General features: G+C 40.6%; 16 protein-coding genes. 5 read left to right on the top strand and 11 right to left on the bottom strand.

Annotated elements, in window-relative coordinates:
- Positions 1 to 34 precede the first annotated feature (34 nt).
- Positions 35 to 619, bottom strand: coding sequence for a DUF6621 family protein (locus ACHLI0_RS21265; RefSeq protein WP_490749985.1), 585 nt, complete (start codon positions 617 to 619; stop codon positions 35 to 37).
- A gap of 223 nt (positions 620 to 842) precedes the next feature.
- Between ACHLI0_RS21265 and clpB the strand changes: the two genes are divergently transcribed.
- Complete coding sequence (gene clpB, locus ACHLI0_RS21260; protein WP_490749984.1) at positions 843 to 3,431, top strand: ATP-dependent chaperone ClpB; 2,589 nt, start codon at positions 843 to 845, stop codon at positions 3,429 to 3,431.
- A 59-nt stretch (positions 3,432 to 3,490) separates the two neighbouring features.
- Here clpB and ACHLI0_RS21255 read toward each other — a convergent pair whose 3' ends face one another.
- The 6 genes from ACHLI0_RS21255 to nusB all read right to left on the bottom strand — a co-directional run bounded on the left by ACHLI0_RS21255 (position 3,491) and on the right by nusB (position 7,342).
- Positions 3,491 to 3,739, bottom strand: a complete 249-nt coding sequence (locus ACHLI0_RS21255) for a hypothetical protein (RefSeq protein WP_490749983.1) — start codon at positions 3,737 to 3,739, stop codon at positions 3,491 to 3,493.
- Positions 3,740 to 3,960: 221 nt separating this feature from the next.
- Positions 3,961 to 4,395: a DUF5606 family protein gene (locus ACHLI0_RS21250; RefSeq protein ID WP_490749982.1), complete on the bottom strand. Its 435-nt coding sequence runs from the start codon at positions 4,393 to 4,395 to the stop codon at positions 3,961 to 3,963.
- A 20-nt stretch (positions 4,396 to 4,415) separates the two neighbouring features.
- On the bottom strand, positions 4,416 to 5,033 hold the full coding sequence (coaE, locus tag ACHLI0_RS21245; RefSeq protein ID WP_490749981.1) for a dephospho-CoA kinase: 618 nt from the start codon (positions 5,031 to 5,033) through the stop codon (positions 4,416 to 4,418).
- Positions 5,023 to 6,036 (bottom strand): CdaR family protein, encoded by a 1,014-nt coding sequence (locus tag ACHLI0_RS21240; protein WP_490749980.1) that lies wholly within the window; start codon positions 6,034 to 6,036, stop codon positions 5,023 to 5,025. The genes coaE and ACHLI0_RS21240 overlap by 11 nt, the downstream gene beginning before the upstream one ends.
- A 21-nt stretch (positions 6,037 to 6,057) precedes the next feature.
- Positions 6,058 to 6,375, bottom strand: a complete 318-nt coding sequence (yajC, locus tag ACHLI0_RS21235) for a preprotein translocase subunit YajC (RefSeq protein ID WP_008764747.1) — start codon at positions 6,373 to 6,375, stop codon at positions 6,058 to 6,060.
- 40 nt (positions 6,376 to 6,415) lie between these two features.
- Positions 6,416 to 7,342, bottom strand: a complete 927-nt coding sequence (nusB, locus tag ACHLI0_RS21230; RefSeq protein ID WP_008760339.1) for a transcription antitermination factor NusB — start codon at positions 7,340 to 7,342, stop codon at positions 6,416 to 6,418.
- Between the two features lie 168 nt (positions 7,343 to 7,510).
- Between nusB and ACHLI0_RS21225 the strand changes: the two genes are divergently transcribed.
- The 4 genes from ACHLI0_RS21225 to ACHLI0_RS21210 all read left to right on the top strand — a co-directional run bounded on the left by ACHLI0_RS21225 (position 7,511) and on the right by ACHLI0_RS21210 (position 9,871).
- Positions 7,511 to 7,915 (top strand): PUR family DNA/RNA-binding protein, encoded by a 405-nt coding sequence (locus ACHLI0_RS21225; protein WP_008760338.1) that lies wholly within the window; start codon positions 7,511 to 7,513, stop codon positions 7,913 to 7,915.
- 136 nt (positions 7,916 to 8,051) lie between these two features.
- Positions 8,052 to 8,642 carry a 50S ribosomal protein L25/general stress protein Ctc gene (locus ACHLI0_RS21220; RefSeq protein WP_055217140.1) on the top strand — a complete coding sequence of 197 codons (591 nt, stop codon included), beginning with the start codon at positions 8,052 to 8,054 and terminating at the stop codon, positions 8,640 to 8,642.
- Positions 8,643 to 8,780: 138 nt separating this feature from the next.
- The gene (gene pth, locus ACHLI0_RS21215) at positions 8,781 to 9,347 is read left to right on the top strand and encodes an aminoacyl-tRNA hydrolase (protein WP_032813877.1); all 567 of its coding nucleotides are present in this window, start codon (positions 8,781 to 8,783) and stop codon (positions 9,345 to 9,347) included.
- 101 nt (positions 9,348 to 9,448) lie between these two features.
- Complete coding sequence (locus ACHLI0_RS21210) at positions 9,449 to 9,871, top strand: RNA-binding S4 domain-containing protein (protein WP_008760336.1); 423 nt, start codon at positions 9,449 to 9,451, stop codon at positions 9,869 to 9,871.
- Between the two features lie 74 nt (positions 9,872 to 9,945).
- On the opposite strand, the gene ACHLI0_RS21205 is transcribed toward ACHLI0_RS21210, so the two are convergent.
- The 4 genes from ACHLI0_RS21205 to pepT all read right to left on the bottom strand — a co-directional run bounded on the left by ACHLI0_RS21205 (position 9,946) and on the right by pepT (position 15,203).
- Positions 9,946 to 10,371 carry an HIT family protein gene (locus ACHLI0_RS21205; RefSeq protein WP_004309783.1) on the bottom strand — a complete coding sequence of 142 codons (426 nt, stop codon included), beginning with the start codon at positions 10,369 to 10,371 and terminating at the stop codon, positions 9,946 to 9,948.
- Between the two features lie 49 nt (positions 10,372 to 10,420).
- Positions 10,421 to 12,694 carry a monovalent cation:proton antiporter family protein gene (locus ACHLI0_RS21200; RefSeq protein ID WP_490749979.1) on the bottom strand — a complete coding sequence of 758 codons (2,274 nt, stop codon included), beginning with the start codon at positions 12,692 to 12,694 and terminating at the stop codon, positions 10,421 to 10,423.
- Positions 12,695 to 12,844: 150 nt separating this feature from the next.
- Entirely contained in the window at positions 12,845 to 13,930 is a 1,086-nt protein-coding gene (gcvT, locus tag ACHLI0_RS21195; protein WP_490749978.1) for a glycine cleavage system aminomethyltransferase GcvT, read from the bottom strand.
- A gap of 49 nt (positions 13,931 to 13,979) precedes the next feature.
- A complete protein-coding gene (gene pepT, locus ACHLI0_RS21190; RefSeq protein ID WP_490749977.1) occupies positions 13,980 to 15,203 on the bottom strand; it encodes a peptidase T in 1,224 nt (407 codons plus the stop codon).
- Positions 15,204 to 15,228: the final 25 nt, after the last annotated feature.

Genomic DNA, 15,228 nt, shown 5'->3' with positions numbered 1-15,228 from the left:
ATTAAAATTAAAGATCAGGAATTAAACACAAAGACTATAGTTCTTCAGCTTTGATTCCTAATGCCTGCATAACAGGAAATGCCAACATATCCCACTTATACCCTACCTGCGCTTCAGGCTCATTCATACGGAACTGGATAATCTCCTTGCCTTTCACTTCATGCAACGCATCGGATACTTTCTTTCCATATTCTTCATTGAAAGAAACGACAATCATCCTTTTCACATCAGCCGAATCAGCAACGATAGACAGTAAATCCAAAAACAAATCTTCGCGTGAAACCATCCCTTCCGAAGGAACACTTGCAAATGAATATTCACCGTAAGGACTCTGAAAAGCGACTCCATTCAACTCCTTCACCAAATCGGAAGGATGGCAATGTACAAGCTGATCGGACTCCTTATCGTAAACAAAAAGAAATTGTACTTCATTTTTCCCTTCCGTGATTCCGGCATCCAGAGTCAGATAAGTGGTCAACATAGAAAGGTCAATATCCTGTAAAGAACGTCGCAAAGTCTCTTCAAAGTAACCTTTCATATCTGTAATTACAAAATTCAAGAAAGCAGCATCAATCAACACTACTGTTTCAGACAGTTTTATTTGAGGTTTATCATTCATACCTTATTTATAATATGATTACAGCGGATAAAGATACTACAATACTTTTATTTATTCACTTCATTTCGCGGCAAATTCGTCAGTATCATTCAGATGAAAAAGGTCATTTTGTCTTCTAACTCCCTTATAATCATGCTATTTTGTCATATTTTTCTACTTGGCAAATCTTTTGAGCCCCTTCAAGTGTTATTAAAATCATGAAAAAAGAAAGGAGAACAACCATATGAACTTTAACAATTTTACCATCAAATCTCAAGAAGCGGTACAGGAGGCCGTAAATCTCGTACAAAGTCGGGGACAACAGGCGATTGAACCTGCTCATATCCTACATGGAGTAATGAAGGTAGGCGAAAATGTGACTAACTTCATCTTCCAAAAATTAGGAATGAACGGGCAACAGGTAGCTCTAGTCGTTGACAAACAGATCGAATCTTTGCCTAAAGTATCCGGAGGAGAACCTTACCTAAGCAGAGAATCTAATGAAGTATTGCAGAAGGCAACCCAGTATTCTAAAGAAATGGGAGATGAATTTGTTTCATTGGAACATATTCTGCTGGCTTTGCTAACTGTAAAAAGTACCGTATCCACCATCCTAAAAGATGCCGGAATGACGGAAAAAGAATTGCGTAACGCTATCAATGAACTCAGAAAAGGAGAAAAAGTTACTTCTCAATCCAGTGAAGACAACTATCAGTCATTGGAGAAATACGCTATCAATCTGAACGAAGCCGCCCGCAGCGGCAAACTGGACCCTGTAATCGGACGTGACGAAGAAATCCGACGGGTACTGCAAATATTAAGCCGACGAACCAAGAACAATCCGATTCTGATTGGTGAACCGGGTACAGGTAAGACAGCTATCGTAGAAGGATTGGCGCATCGTATCCTCCGGGGAGACGTACCCGAAAACCTGAAAAACAAACAGGTCTACTCTCTCGATATGGGAGCATTGGTTGCAGGAGCAAAATATAAAGGAGAATTCGAAGAGCGACTAAAATCAGTAGTCAACGAGGTTAAGAAATCAGAAGGTGATATAATCTTGTTTATTGATGAGATTCATACACTGGTAGGCGCCGGCAAAGGCGAAGGAGCAATGGATGCTGCAAATATTCTGAAACCGGCATTGGCACGTGGAGAACTACGTTCGATCGGTGCAACCACTCTTGACGAATATCAGAAGTATTTCGAGAAAGATAAAGCTTTGGAACGTCGTTTCCAGATTGTACAGGTAGATGAACCGGATACTCTGAGTACCATTTCCATCCTTCGTGGATTGAAAGAACGCTACGAGAACCATCATCATGTACGTATCAAAGACGATGCCATCATAGCAGCCGTAGAACTGAGCAGCCGTTACATCACTGACCGTTTCTTGCCGGACAAAGCAATCGACCTGATGGATGAAGCAGCAGCCAAACTACGTATGGAAGTAGATTCCGTTCCGGAAGAATTGGATGAAATCTCACGTAAGATCAAACAGTTAGAAATCGAACGTGAAGCCATTAAGCGTGAAAATGATAAGCCGAAACTGGAAATTATCGGCAAAGAACTGGCCGAACTAAAAGAAGTTGAGAAGTCCTTCAAAGCTAAATGGCAAAGTGAAAAAACGCTGATGGATAAAATCCAGCAAAACAAAGTGGAAATAGAGAATCTGAAGTTCGAAGCAGAGAAAGCGGAACGTGAAGGAGACTATGGAAAAGTTGCCGAAATCCGTTACGGAAAGCTCCAGGCTCTGGACAAAGAGATAGAAGATACGCAGGAGAAACTTCGTGGTATGCAAGGTGATAAAGCCATGATCAAAGAAGAAGTGGATGCTGAAGACATCGCTGACGTTGTTTCACGCTGGACGGGCATCCCTGTCAGCAAAATGATGCAAAGTGAGAAAGATAAATTATTGCATTTGGAAGAAGAACTCCATCAACGAGTGATTGGACAGGACGAAGCGATTGAAGCGGTTGCAGATGCCGTACGTCGTAGCCGTGCCGGATTACAGGATCCCAAACGCCCGATCGGTTCTTTTATCTTCCTCGGAACGACCGGTGTCGGTAAAACCGAACTGGCAAAGGCATTGGCGGAATTCCTCTTTGACGATGAATCGATGATGACGCGCATAGATATGAGCGAGTATCAAGAAAAGCATAGTGTTTCTCGTCTGGTCGGAGCACCTCCGGGATACGTTGGATACGATGAAGGCGGCCAGCTGACAGAAGCCATTCGTCGGAAACCTTACTCAGTTGTTTTGTTCGATGAAATCGAAAAAGCGCATCCGGATGTTTTCAATATCCTGTTGCAAGTACTGGATGACGGACGACTCACTGACAACAAAGGAAGAGTAGTCAACTTCAAAAACACCATCATCATCATGACTTCAAATATGGGAAGTTCTTATATACAAAGTCAGATGGAGAAACTGAGCGGTTCGAATAAGGAAGAAGTTATCGAAGAAACGAAGAAGGAAGTGATGAATATGCTAAAGAAAACCATTCGTCCGGAATTCCTGAATCGTATTGATGAAACAATCATGTTCCTGCCGCTGACGGAAACTGAAATCAGACAAATTGTACTCTTACAAATCAAAGGTGTACAAAAGATGCTTGCAGAAAACGGAGTTGAACTGGAAATGACAGATGCTGCTTTGAATTTCTTATCCCAGGTAGGATATGATCCTGAATTTGGAGCCCGTCCGGTAAAAAGAGCTATCCAGCGTTATTTACTGAACGATCTGTCGAAAAAGTTATTGTCTCAGGAAGTCGACAGAAGCAAAGCAATCATTGTTGACTCAAACGGAGACGGATTAGTATTCAGAAACTAAATTATAGTTAGTTGTTATAAGGACAGCCGGTATGTTCCCAAGTGAGCATATCGGCTTTTTTATATTCCTGAATATATAATTCTTCTTACTTCCGGCTGACAATTAGGATGGCTCATGACTAAGACATAAGTACCTTTTCTGGATATCTCCAAAGTGAGCGAAGGCAAGGCAAATCTATGTTTCTCTTTCAGCTCCCCCAGCGAATCATATAAAAATACCATTGTGCCTACCAACATTCCTGTTAAGCACAATGTTCCTTTTTCATTATCAAGATAAACGTTTACCTCTTTATTTGTTATTACATCCATATTTTGTGCGTATATTAGCAGTCACAAAGATATAGAAAAACTATGTTTATTTACTATATAAACAATAAAATATTCATGCAAACATAAGATTGCTTAAAGAACACTAAAGGGGATCCTTTAATTACGCAGACATATAAAAACACAAAAAAGCGTGACAACTTGCAACATTGTCACGCTTTCCTTATTACATTTATGCATCTAAGCCATCAATGTTTCATGACTTATTTTTCATCAGTCGCAACCTCTTCTTCAGCTTCCTGCTCTGATTTAAATTCTGTAATTCCATTCGAAATTAAAATGTTATACCAGGAAATCAATTTCTTAATATCCGCGATGTATACTCTTTCACGATCAAAGTTAGGCAATACCTCCCCTAAATACTCGCGTAACTGCTCCGGAGTGGCTTTTTTAGGGTCAATAGAGGCAACTGCAGTATTTTCTTTTTTCTTCATAGCTTCCAGCACATCATACAAAGGTACTTCAGCATCATCTGTATACATTGCTATATCTGCCAAAGAGATAATTTTCTCATTACCATAAGCGGGGAAACGTTTTTTATCTGCACTGATTGATTCAACAATCAACATATTTTTTCCTTGCGAAATTAGTTTGTACAATCCCGGTTTACCGGAGATAGACAGGATAGTCTTCAACATAGTATATATTCTTTTATTTATTAATTATTTTTTGCGGAGCAAAGGTAATGATTATTTTTAGATAGCAAAGAAATAAACTTCAAAACCTGCGGAATTAAAGGGGTTTCATCATCATTCACGATTACAAAATCAGCATGACTCCGCTTTACCTCATCGCTCATTTGCGCTTCGATACGTTTCATTATCAACTCCCTTGAAGAATGGTCACGCCTAATTGCCCGTTCCACTCTCACCTCCAACGGTGCATATACCATTACTACAAAGTCTACTTCCTGCTTAAAGCCTGCTTCCAGAAGGATGGCAGATTCCATACCGACCATAGCTATATCACCTTTCCCTTTCACCCATCGCCTGAAGTCTTCTTTCACCTGCGGATGAATGACAGCATTCACTTTTTTCGCATGTTCGGGGCTTCCAAATATATAAGATGCTAATAAAGGACGATTCAATTCTCCATTCAGGAAAACATCTTGTCCGACCAAGGCGCAAAGTTCCCGGCGTATCACGTCATTCGTATGAGTGATACGCTTCGCCTCAATATCGGAAATATAAACAGGGATTCCCATAATCTCCAGCAATCTGGAAACTACACTTTTTCCACTACCGATACCGCCGGTAATACCTATTTTAATAGCCATCAGAAGAAACTTGTTCTATCAGAAAATCAACTTGCTCGGGTACAAAACGGATTTGATTGATTCCACGGGGAGCCGACTTCAACTTCACCGTATATTTATCCGATCCTAATTTTAGCAGTTCCTCATAAGAAACATTAATCACAAAATCACTGGATTTAATGCTACGAAAACGCTTTAAACCCACTTGAAAAGTAATTTGAACCTTCGATGGAAAAGCACGGAGCACTTTATCTGCCGGGAAGTTAATCCCACGCAACGGCACCTCCACAGTTTTCTCAGTATAAATATCAACAGGGAAAGTCAGTTCAACCGAAGCGGGAACAAACTTCACTCCTTTTTTATTATTCAAGGCAACCCGTTGCCGAATCGTATCCGATATATTTTCAAGATTTACCTCTTGAGTATAAGCGGTTGTTATAGTATCCAAAATTCCGGCCGGAGCATATACCAATACGGAATCCGGACTGCAAATGGTATCAGAAACATAATATTGAAGCCCTGCAGTCACTTTTCCTTGAAAATGAACGGGTACTAATTTGGACTTGCCTGTCGAATAGATATAATCTAACGTATCAGGTTTTATTGAAAGTATCTTAGAAGAAGCATTCAATTGACTGAGTATCTTCTTTTCAAACTCAGAGGCAAAGATTTTCACGTGATTATTTTGCCCTTTATAGTCAGGGAAACTCAGATTTACCGGAAAGAAACTCTTCCCCAACATATAATTGAGAAGCACTGTTCCTTTATCTTTTACCCGGACGCGAAGTTCGGAAGGAGGTTCCGAAGTGAGCACAATATTATTAGGGACATCCTTCATCCTCACCGGGATAGAGAATTCCGCTTCATAGTCATTATTAAGAGTCTGAATCAGCCAGAATCCACTGGCTATCAGGAAAAAAAATAAAAAAATTAAGAACTCCCTGCTTTTATCACTAAGCAGGAAATCCTTAATTCTCTTGGATAGTCTTAAATATGTATATCTTAATTTCCTACGATCAAGCATAGGGTATTTGTTTACTAAAGATTATTTAGACTGATTGCCGGCAGCCGAAGCATCAGCAAAAATAGAATTCTTATCTATTTTAATCTTCACGTTAGAAGCGATTTCAAGTACTATATAATCATCAGTAATCTCTTTGATTGTACCATGGATACCACCTGCAGTAATTACCGACTGGTTTACCTGAAGAGATTTACGGAAATTAGCAATTTCTTTCTGCTTCTTATTTTGAGGGCGAATCATAAAGAAATACATGATAACAAACATAGCTATCAGCATGATCCACATCATACTTCCACCTCCCGCTGCGGGAGCTTGCAATAATACAGTCAATAAGTTCATAAATAATCAAGTTTTAGTTTCTACTATATGGACAAAGGTATCAGTTTTTAGTCAACTTACCTTCTTTTTTCAATTGATTAACTATTCCATCCAGCGTTCCGTTGATAAAGCTACCGCTCTTGGCAGTGCTATACAACTTCGCAATTTCTACATATTCATTTAACGAAACACTTACCGGAATGTTCGGGAAACTTAAAATTTCGGCTAAAGCAGTCTGCATAATGATAATATCCATAAATGCGATACGATCCAAATCCCAGTTTTTCGTATTCTCGCTCACAAGATGACGGTAATAGTCAGCATTCAGAATTGTACGACGGAACAAGCGGCGTGCAAATTCCTGATCTTCGTCATCCTTGAATTCGGGAAGTAATTCCTGATTTGCTCCGTTCTTTTCTTCAAAACGCTTAATCGTTTTCAAGACAAAGGTATCTACAATCTCTTTATCGTCATTCCAATACAGACTCTGGTCTTCCAGCACCTGATCAAGAGAATCATTATTAAAGATATATGTTTTATAGAGTTTTCTCCACAATTCGCGGTCAGCTTCATATGAATTGTCACCGGAAGCCATATAATCTTTATAAATATCGCTTTCTACTATTTTCTCATAAAGCTCTTTGACGAAATCCTGATCATTTGCCCAAGTTCTCTTCTGATTAGATATAAACTCGGTCAGTTGCTTGTTCACCTCCAACTGTGCAACAAACTTATTATCCACAAACTTTGTGTTGGGATACAACTCTTCTTTAGTAGGAGCCAGTTTTGCTTTTGCCGCATCAATGCGTTTTTGTGCATACTCTGTTAATGCCATCATCAGCATTAACAAATAATTATAAAGGTCATACGCCTTTGAAAGGCTGAAGAATAACTCTTTCTCCGCTGAGTCTAGATTTTTGCTGCCATTTTGGTAATAGGCATACACTATTTGTATAATCTTAAGACGAATAAGAACTCTGTTGATCATAATTCAAATTAATACTGTTATTATCGAACTGCAAAAGTAGATATTTTTAATGAGTTTCCACAAATAAATCACATTTTTTAATGCAGTATTTGATTCTCTGCGCTTTTTCTTTTGACAGTTTAAAAAAAATATCCAATTTTGAGGCCGATTATTAACGGACCCAATGATATGGAAGATTTTAAAAAGAAAATGAACGCAGACATGAATGATAAGGAGATCGTTTTCTCCAAGTCCATCAAAGCAGGTAAACGCATCTATTACCTCGATGTGAAGAAGAACCGTAAAGATGAAATGTTTTTAGCTATTACGGAGAGTAAGAAAGTGGTGATGGGAGAAGGAGATGACTCTCAAGTTAGCTTCGAAAAGCATAAAATCTTCTTATATAAGGAGGATTTTCAGAAATTTATGGCAGGATTGACAGAAGCCATCAGTTTTATTAACCACAGTGACATGAACGATTACATCAGCCGCCTGAACGAAGAAGCTGATATAAAAAGAGAACAGGAAGCTCTTGCCGAAGAAGCACAAGAGGACAAGCTGGAAAACGAAATTAAGATTGATATTGACTTTTAAAGAGGTAACTCTTTGATATTTCAAAAAAAAACAGTACTTTTGCACCGCTTTTTTGCAACATCATGTGATAATCCACATCGTGTAATGGTGAATTAAGCAAAATAACTTAATTTAGAGTAACACAATTTTTTAAGAAATGAAATCAATTGAAGTAAAAGGAACTGCAAGAACTATTGCAGAACGCTCTTCGGAACAAGCAAGAGCTTTGAAAGAAATTCGTAAGAACGGTGGTGTACCTTGTGTACTTTACGGAGCCGGTGAAGTTGTTCACTTTACAGTGACTAACGAAGGTCTTCGTAACTTGGTTTATACTCCGCACATTTACGTAGTAGATTTGGATATCGATGGCAAAAAAGTAAACGCTATCCTGAAAGATATTCAATTCCACCCGGTAAAAGACAACATTCTTCATGTTGACTTCTATCAGATTGACGAAGCTAAACCTATCGTTATGGAAGTTCCGGTACAGCTGGAAGGTCTTGCAGAAGGTGTGAAAGCCGGTGGTAAGCTTGCATTGCAGATGCGTAAGATCAAAGTGAAAGCTCTGTACAATGTAATTCCTGAAAAACTGATTGTTAACGTATCTCACCTGGGATTGGGTAAGACTGTTAAAGTTGGCGAACTGAGCTTCGAAGGTCTTGAACTGATCAGCGCTAAGGAAGCAGTTGTATGTGCTGTTAAGTTGACTCGTGCAGCAAGAGGTGCAGCAGCAGCCGCTGGAAAGTAATTTGAGATTATCCCTGTAAAGAGATATAGCAAAACGCAGATTAATGCAGATTAAAGCAGATGTTCAGTCTGCATTAGTTTGCGTTAATCTGCGTTTCTCTTTTTATATTCACGAACTGTTTTTTACGAAAAAACAATGATTAAATATCTAATTGTCGGACTAGGAAACATTGGACCCGAATATCATGAAACCCGGCACAATATTGGTTTCATGACAGTAGAGGCATTGGCAAGAATCAACAATGCTCCTCCCTTTATTGACGGACGCTACGGATTTACCACTAGTTTTTCGATCAAAGGACGCCAGTTAATCCTGCTCAAACCGTCAACTTTCATGAACCTGAGCGGACTGGCTGTTCGCTATTGGATGCAAAAAGAAAACATCCCATTGGAAAATGTGTTAATAGTAGTAGATGATTTGGCTCTCCCCTTCGGCACTCTGCGTCTGAAAGGAAAAGGAAGTGACGCCGGACATAATGGTCTGAAGCACATAGCAGCCATTTTAGGAACTCAAAACTATGCCCGTTTACGCTTTGGTATCGGAAATGACTTCCCCAAAGGCGGACAAATTGATTATGTACTCGGACACTTTACTGACGAAGATCGCAAGACAATGGATGAAAGACTGGAAACTGCCGGAGAAATCATTAAAAGTTTCTGTCTGGCAGGTATTGATATTACCATGAACCAGTTCAATAAGAAATAGGAGTATTTACAATTGATTATTTCACAGCGTATATATGTAAACGGTCAGTAAGTACTCCACCATGACACATGGTACACTGTTAATTAATAAATTATCAACATATGGCAGAAGCAAGAATAGATAAATGGATGTGGGCTGTTCGTATTTTCAAGACACGCACAATTGCCGCCGAAGCCTGCAAGATGAACCGTGTCACTATCAACGGAGCATACGTAAAGGCATCTCGCATGATAAAGCCGGGTGATGTGGTTCAAGTTAAGAAACCGCCTATCACCTATTCATTCAAAGTGTTGCAAGCTATCGAAAAACGAGTAGGTGCCAAACTTGTACCCGATGTAATGGAAAACGTTACCACTCCCGACCAATACGAACTATTGGAAATGAGTAAAATCAGTGGATTCATTGATCGCGCACGGGGAACCGGACGTCCAACCAAAAAAGACCGCAGAAGTCTGGAGGAATTCACAGCTCCGGAATTTATGGATGATTTTGATTTCGACTTTGATTTCGACGAAGATAAGTAAATAATGAACGGTGAATAAACTTATAGCATGAAGTTACAAGTTTATTCACCGTTCACTATTTTACCAACTGTTGGTTAGAGATTTGCTTTCACAGCATCAATTAGTTCCTGATATTCAGCATCGGTCAAATAAACTTTTCCCGGATTCATCTGGAATATACCACCATAATCAGGTCCGTCTACATATTTCGGAGCCAGATGGAAATGCAGATGAGATAATTTATCTGAGTAAGCACCATAGTTGATCTTTTCCGGCTGGAAAGCTTTCTGCATTGCACGGGTAACACGTGCCACATCAGCCATAAATGCATTACGGTCTTCATCGCTCAATTCGTTCAAATCATTTACGTGATCCTTGTAAGCAACGAGGCAACGCCCCCGATAAGTTTGCTCTTTAAACAAAAACACACGTGATACACTAAGCTGCGCAATCTCAATCATCAGATTATGCAACGTTTCATTGTTCTGGCAATACAGACATTCTTTTGGATCACTCTTCATGATATTCTTATTTTTATGTTTTGACAAAGCAAAAATAGTCGTTCTGCTTTTATTTCACCTGTATTTTTTCGTTTTTTTGATCGACTAATTGGTACACATTCTCTTTTTCACCGACAACCCACACTACATCTCCCTCTTCGAACGGTGCATTTACATCCGGCACCATCAGAGTTCCATCTTCCCGTTCCACACCGGCTATCATACAATGATACTTATCCCGTATACCCGATTCACGGATTGTTTTACCCAGAAAAACGGAGTCTGCATCAATAATAAACTGCTTCAAAGTCATCTCTCCCTTCTCATACATCTCCCAGTCTATCTTCGCACCACTTTGCATGGCACTGCTAAATACATTCAATTGTTCGTCCGTTCCTATTACCTGTATCTTGTCCATAGGAAAAAGACGCACCGAGCCACCGGGAATATTAATCCTTCTCTTCCCCCGCAAGATAGAAGCGATATGAATGCCATATTTCTTTCCCAAATTTAGTTCCATCAACGTTTTTCCCGCCCAAGTGGATTCCCCCGGAATCTCCAAATCCGCCAAATGCAGATCATGAGATAACAGACGTCCGGCATATTCGGGTTTCTTCTCTCCCAAATATTCTGCACGCACCTCCCTGGAACGCAGATTTTGAAAGAAACGCCGTTCTATCAATATAGATTGCTTTTTCAAACGACGCGACCATACCATCAACAAGACTGCAAGCACAGCCACTCCAATAATCAATCCAATAGATGCCTTAAACAATCCCGATATCACAAAAATGACAAATAACGCCGCAATCATAATACGTATGACAATAGTAGACACCAATGGTGCACGATTGGCACGGTTATCATGCCACAGGGTCATAAATTCCACCGAATGGTTTTTCTTCACCATGATAGCACGTAGGAAAGGCGAAATGCAAAGGATAATAAAAACAGCCCCCAATAATGACGCCCAGAAATGAGGCAGGTTCTCCTTAAAGAATGGGACGACAAAACGGAAAGACAGTGCAATAATGGATATACTGACTATTGAATATACCACAGTTATGCGTACCATTGCCAGCAACAGCTTCTTCCACAAATTCTCATGATTAAGTACTGTTTGCGAGCCCGAAGAATAACGCATTAAGAACTTTCTCCAGGAAGCGGATAAATGAGCATCCACAAAAGAAGAAGCCGGTTCAGCCAGACGAATCATATAAGGAGTCAGGAAAGTGGTTATCACAGAAACTGCTACCACTATCGGATATAAGAAATCGCTCGTCACATGCAGAGATACACCCAATGAAGCTATAATAAATGCGAATTCACCAATCTGAGTCAAACTGAAACCGCACTGCATAGCCGTCTTCAAGGGTTTGCCGGAAAGAATCACGCCGAATGTTCCGAAGGTAGCCTGCCCCAAAATAACTGCGATCGTAATCACAATGATAGGTATTGCATATTCAATAATCATTGCAGGATCGACCATCATCCCCACCGATACAAAGAAAATTGCGCCAAAAAGATCTTTCACCGGCTTCACCAACCGGTCAATAGATTCCGCTTCGATTGTTTCTGCCAGAATAGACCCCATGATAAACGCACCGAATGCAGCAGAGAACCCTGTATTGGCTGCCATCACTACCATACCGAAACACAGTGCCAATGATACGATAAGCAGAGTTTCCTCTCCCATCAGTTTCCTGCAACGCTTCAAAAACTCCGGAATCAGATAGATACCTACTACAAACCACAAAATAAGAAAGAACAGCAGTTTACCAATACTCTCCAGCATCTCGGTGCCTTCAAAGTTATGGCTTACCGCCATCGTAGAAAGCATCACCATCAATACAATAGCCAGTATATCCTCCAGAATCAGAATACTCAGTACAAGCCCGGTGAACTGCTTCTTCCTCAGTCCCAAGTCATCGAACGCCTTATAAATAATAGTAGTAGAAGACATCGCAATCATACCACCTAGAAACAGACTGTCCATCCGATGCCAGCCGAATCCCATACCGACACCTATCCCCAGCAATATCATACAAAAGATGATGGTGCAGGCAGCGATGATAGCAGAACCTCCGACTTTTACGATTTTCTTAAAACTGAACTCCAGACCAAGAGCAAACAACAAGAAGATAACACCAATATCCGCCCATGTCTTAATGTTGGCAGTATCCATTACTGATGGTGTATAAGGCATGTGCGGACTTGCCAGAAAACCGGCAACCACATATCCCAACACCAAAGGTTGCTTTAACTTCTTAAACAACAAAGTCATAACGCCGGCACAGATCAATATCAGCGCAAGATCGGCAATGAGTGTAGGTAATTGAGACATTGTTTCATCGTATTTGGTGACAAAATTAAAATAAATCTATCGTATAAACAACAGATTCACGGATATGTTTCACATCAACCATCATAAAATGATTTAGCCCCGGATAGTATCAAAACCTATCCAGGGCTAAAAATTTTATAAACTCAAGATTTATTTTCTAAAAGGTGGCTTCACCACTATTGCCTTCAATTTACGTCCACGCATATCAATACAAATTTCCGTGCCAACTTTGGCATATTCCGGTTTCACATATCCCATACCAATACCAATCTTGCGGGTGGGGGACATTGTTCCGGAAGTCACCACGCCTATACCTTCCCCTTCCCCATTCACGAGTTCATAGCCGTGACGAGGAATGCCGCGGTCAATCATTTCAAAACCAACCAGTTTGCGGGTAGTTCCTTCTGCCTTCTGCTTTTCCAGCATCGGACGGTTGATGAACTCCTTACCTTCCACAAACTTAGTGATCCATCCCAATCCAGCTTCAATCGGTGAAGTTTTATCATCCAGATCATTACCATACAGACAGAAGCCCATTTCCAGACGAAGTGTATCACGAGCGCCCAGTCCCACCGGCTTGATACCGAATTCTTCCCCCGCCTCAAACACAGCTTTCCATATCGCCTCGGCAGCATCCGGATAGAAATAAAGTTCAAAACCTCCGGCACCGGTATATCCGGTATTGGAGATAATCACATTCTCTTTCCCCGCAAACCGGCCAACGGTAAATGTATAATAAGGAATAGCCGACAGATCGATATCCGTCAACTTCTGCAAAGCAAGAATAGCCTTCGGCCCTTGAACAGCAAGCTGCGCCATATTATCGGAAGAATTCTCCAGCTCCGCCCCCTCCGTATTATGAGAAACACACCAGTTCCAGTCCTTTTCTATATTGGCCGCATTCACTACCAGCAGATATTTTTCCGGCTCGTAGCAATATACCAGCAAGTCATCTACAATTCCCCCTTCTTCATTAGGGAAGCAGGTATATTGTATCTTACCGGGAACAAGTGCCGCCACATTATTGGAAGTCACCTTCTGAAGAAAGGCTAACGCTTGCGGCCCTTTCACCCAGAATTCTCCCATATGGGATACATCAAATACCCCGACTGCATTACAAACAGTCAGATGTTCATCAATAATTCCAGAGTACTCGATAGGCATATTATAGCCTGCAAATTCGTGCATTTTAGCACCTAATGCAATGTGTTTCTCTGTAAACGAAGTGGTTTTCATTTTTTGTGTATTAAGTTTTAAGTAATAAATTGATATTCGTGGAATGTAATCACTTAGAAGCTACCAGTTCGGCAATCTTCACAATGACGTTCATTGCCTTCTCCATATTCTGAATAGGAACAAACTCATAACGTCCGTGGAAATTAAGACCGCCGGCAAAAATATTCGGGCAGGGTAAACCTTTGAATGAAAGCTGCGCTCCATCCGTACCGCCACGAATCGGCTTCACATTCGGCTTCACTCCTACCGCCTCCATGGCTGCAAAAGCAGTGTCGATGATGTGCATCACCGGTTCTATTTTCTCACGCATATTATAGTATTGGTCGCGTAATTCAAGTGTAGCCGTACCTTCTCCATATTCAGTGTTGATCTGCACAACCAGACGTTTTATCTCTTCCTTGCGTTTCTCAAATTTGGCACGATCATGGTCGCGAATGATATAAGACACTGTACTTTGCTCTACATCTCCCTGAATACTGATCAGATGATAGAATCCTTCATACCCTTCAGTCTGCTCCGGTGTTTCCGTCGATGGCAACATTGCGATAAACTGATTAGCGACACGAATCGAGTTTATCATCTTATTCTTTGCATATCCGGGGTGTACATTACGTCCTTTAAAAGTAATCTTTGCAGCGGCAGCATTGAAATTTTCAAACTCCAGTTCCCCTACTTCACCACCATCCATCGTATACGCCCATTCGCAGCCAAACTTCCCGACATCGAACTTATGCGCACCTTCACCGATTTCCTCATCCGGATTGAAACCGATACGAATCTTTCCATGTTTGATTTCGGGATGTTCTTTCAGATAAACGATTGCCGATACGATCTCGGCAATTCCCGCTTTATCATCCGCACCAAGCAGCGTCTTGCCGTTTGTTACAATCAAATCCTCTCCTTTATGATCGAGCAGTTCCGGAAATTGTGCAGGAGAAAGAATGATATTTTCTTCGGCACAAAGCACTATATCCGTCCCATCGTAGCCTTTTACAATACGTGGAGTTACATCTTTTCCTGTCATATCGGGACTTGTATCCATATGAGCGATAAACCCGATAGTGGGTACTTTTTTATCTATATTAGCAGGAAGCGTGGCAAAAAGATAGCCATGTTCATCCAAAGTAATATCTTCCAACCCCAAAGATTCCAGTTCAGTCTTCAGATATTCAGCGAATACCATCTGTTTCGGAGTACTGGGAGTAAGCCCTGTTGATTCATCCGACTGTGTATCAAAGCTCACATACTTCAAAAATCTGTCTACTAAAGTCATATCTATTTTACGATTTAATGATTTG

Source organism: Bacteroides sp. RCH18, from assembly GCF_058231005.1.
This window is presented reverse-complemented; position numbering and strand designations above follow the sequence as displayed.

Excerpts from the sequence above, each read along its gene's own strand:
- ACHLI0_RS21265 (WP_490749985.1), bottom strand. The coding sequence starts at position 619 with ATGAATGATAAACCTCAAATAAAACTGTCTGAAACAGTAGTGTTGATT.
- clpB (WP_490749984.1), top strand. The coding sequence starts at position 843 with ATGAACTTTAACAATTTTACCATCAAATCTCAAGAAGCGGTACAGGAG.
- ACHLI0_RS21255 (WP_490749983.1), bottom strand. The coding sequence starts at position 3,739 with ATGGATGTAATAACAAATAAAGAGGTAAACGTTTATCTTGATAATGAA.
- ACHLI0_RS21250 (WP_490749982.1), bottom strand. The coding sequence starts at position 4,395 with ATGTTGAAGACTATCCTGTCTATCTCCGGTAAACCGGGATTGTACAAA.
- coaE (WP_490749981.1), bottom strand. The coding sequence starts at position 5,033 with ATGGCTATTAAAATAGGTATTACCGGCGGTATCGGTAGTGGAAAAAGT.
- ACHLI0_RS21240 (WP_490749980.1), bottom strand. The coding sequence starts at position 6,036 with ATGCTTGATCGTAGGAAATTAAGATATACATATTTAAGACTATCCAAG.
- yajC (WP_008764747.1), bottom strand. The coding sequence starts at position 6,375 with ATGAACTTATTGACTGTATTATTGCAAGCTCCCGCAGCGGGAGGTGGA.
- nusB (WP_008760339.1), bottom strand. The coding sequence starts at position 7,342 with ATGATCAACAGAGTTCTTATTCGTCTTAAGATTATACAAATAGTGTAT.
- ACHLI0_RS21225 (WP_008760338.1), top strand. The coding sequence starts at position 7,511 with ATGGAAGATTTTAAAAAGAAAATGAACGCAGACATGAATGATAAGGAG.
- ACHLI0_RS21220 (WP_055217140.1), top strand. The coding sequence starts at position 8,052 with ATGAAATCAATTGAAGTAAAAGGAACTGCAAGAACTATTGCAGAACGC.
- ACHLI0_RS21210 (WP_008760336.1), top strand. The coding sequence starts at position 9,449 with ATGGCAGAAGCAAGAATAGATAAATGGATGTGGGCTGTTCGTATTTTC.
- ACHLI0_RS21205 (WP_004309783.1), bottom strand. The coding sequence starts at position 10,371 with ATGAAGAGTGATCCAAAAGAATGTCTGTATTGCCAGAACAATGAAACG.
- ACHLI0_RS21200 (WP_490749979.1), bottom strand. The coding sequence starts at position 12,694 with ATGTCTCAATTACCTACACTCATTGCCGATCTTGCGCTGATATTGATC.
- gcvT (WP_490749978.1), bottom strand. The coding sequence starts at position 13,930 with ATGAAAACCACTTCGTTTACAGAGAAACACATTGCATTAGGTGCTAAA.
- pepT (WP_490749977.1), bottom strand. The coding sequence starts at position 15,203 with ATGACTTTAGTAGACAGATTTTTGAAGTATGTGAGCTTTGATACACAG.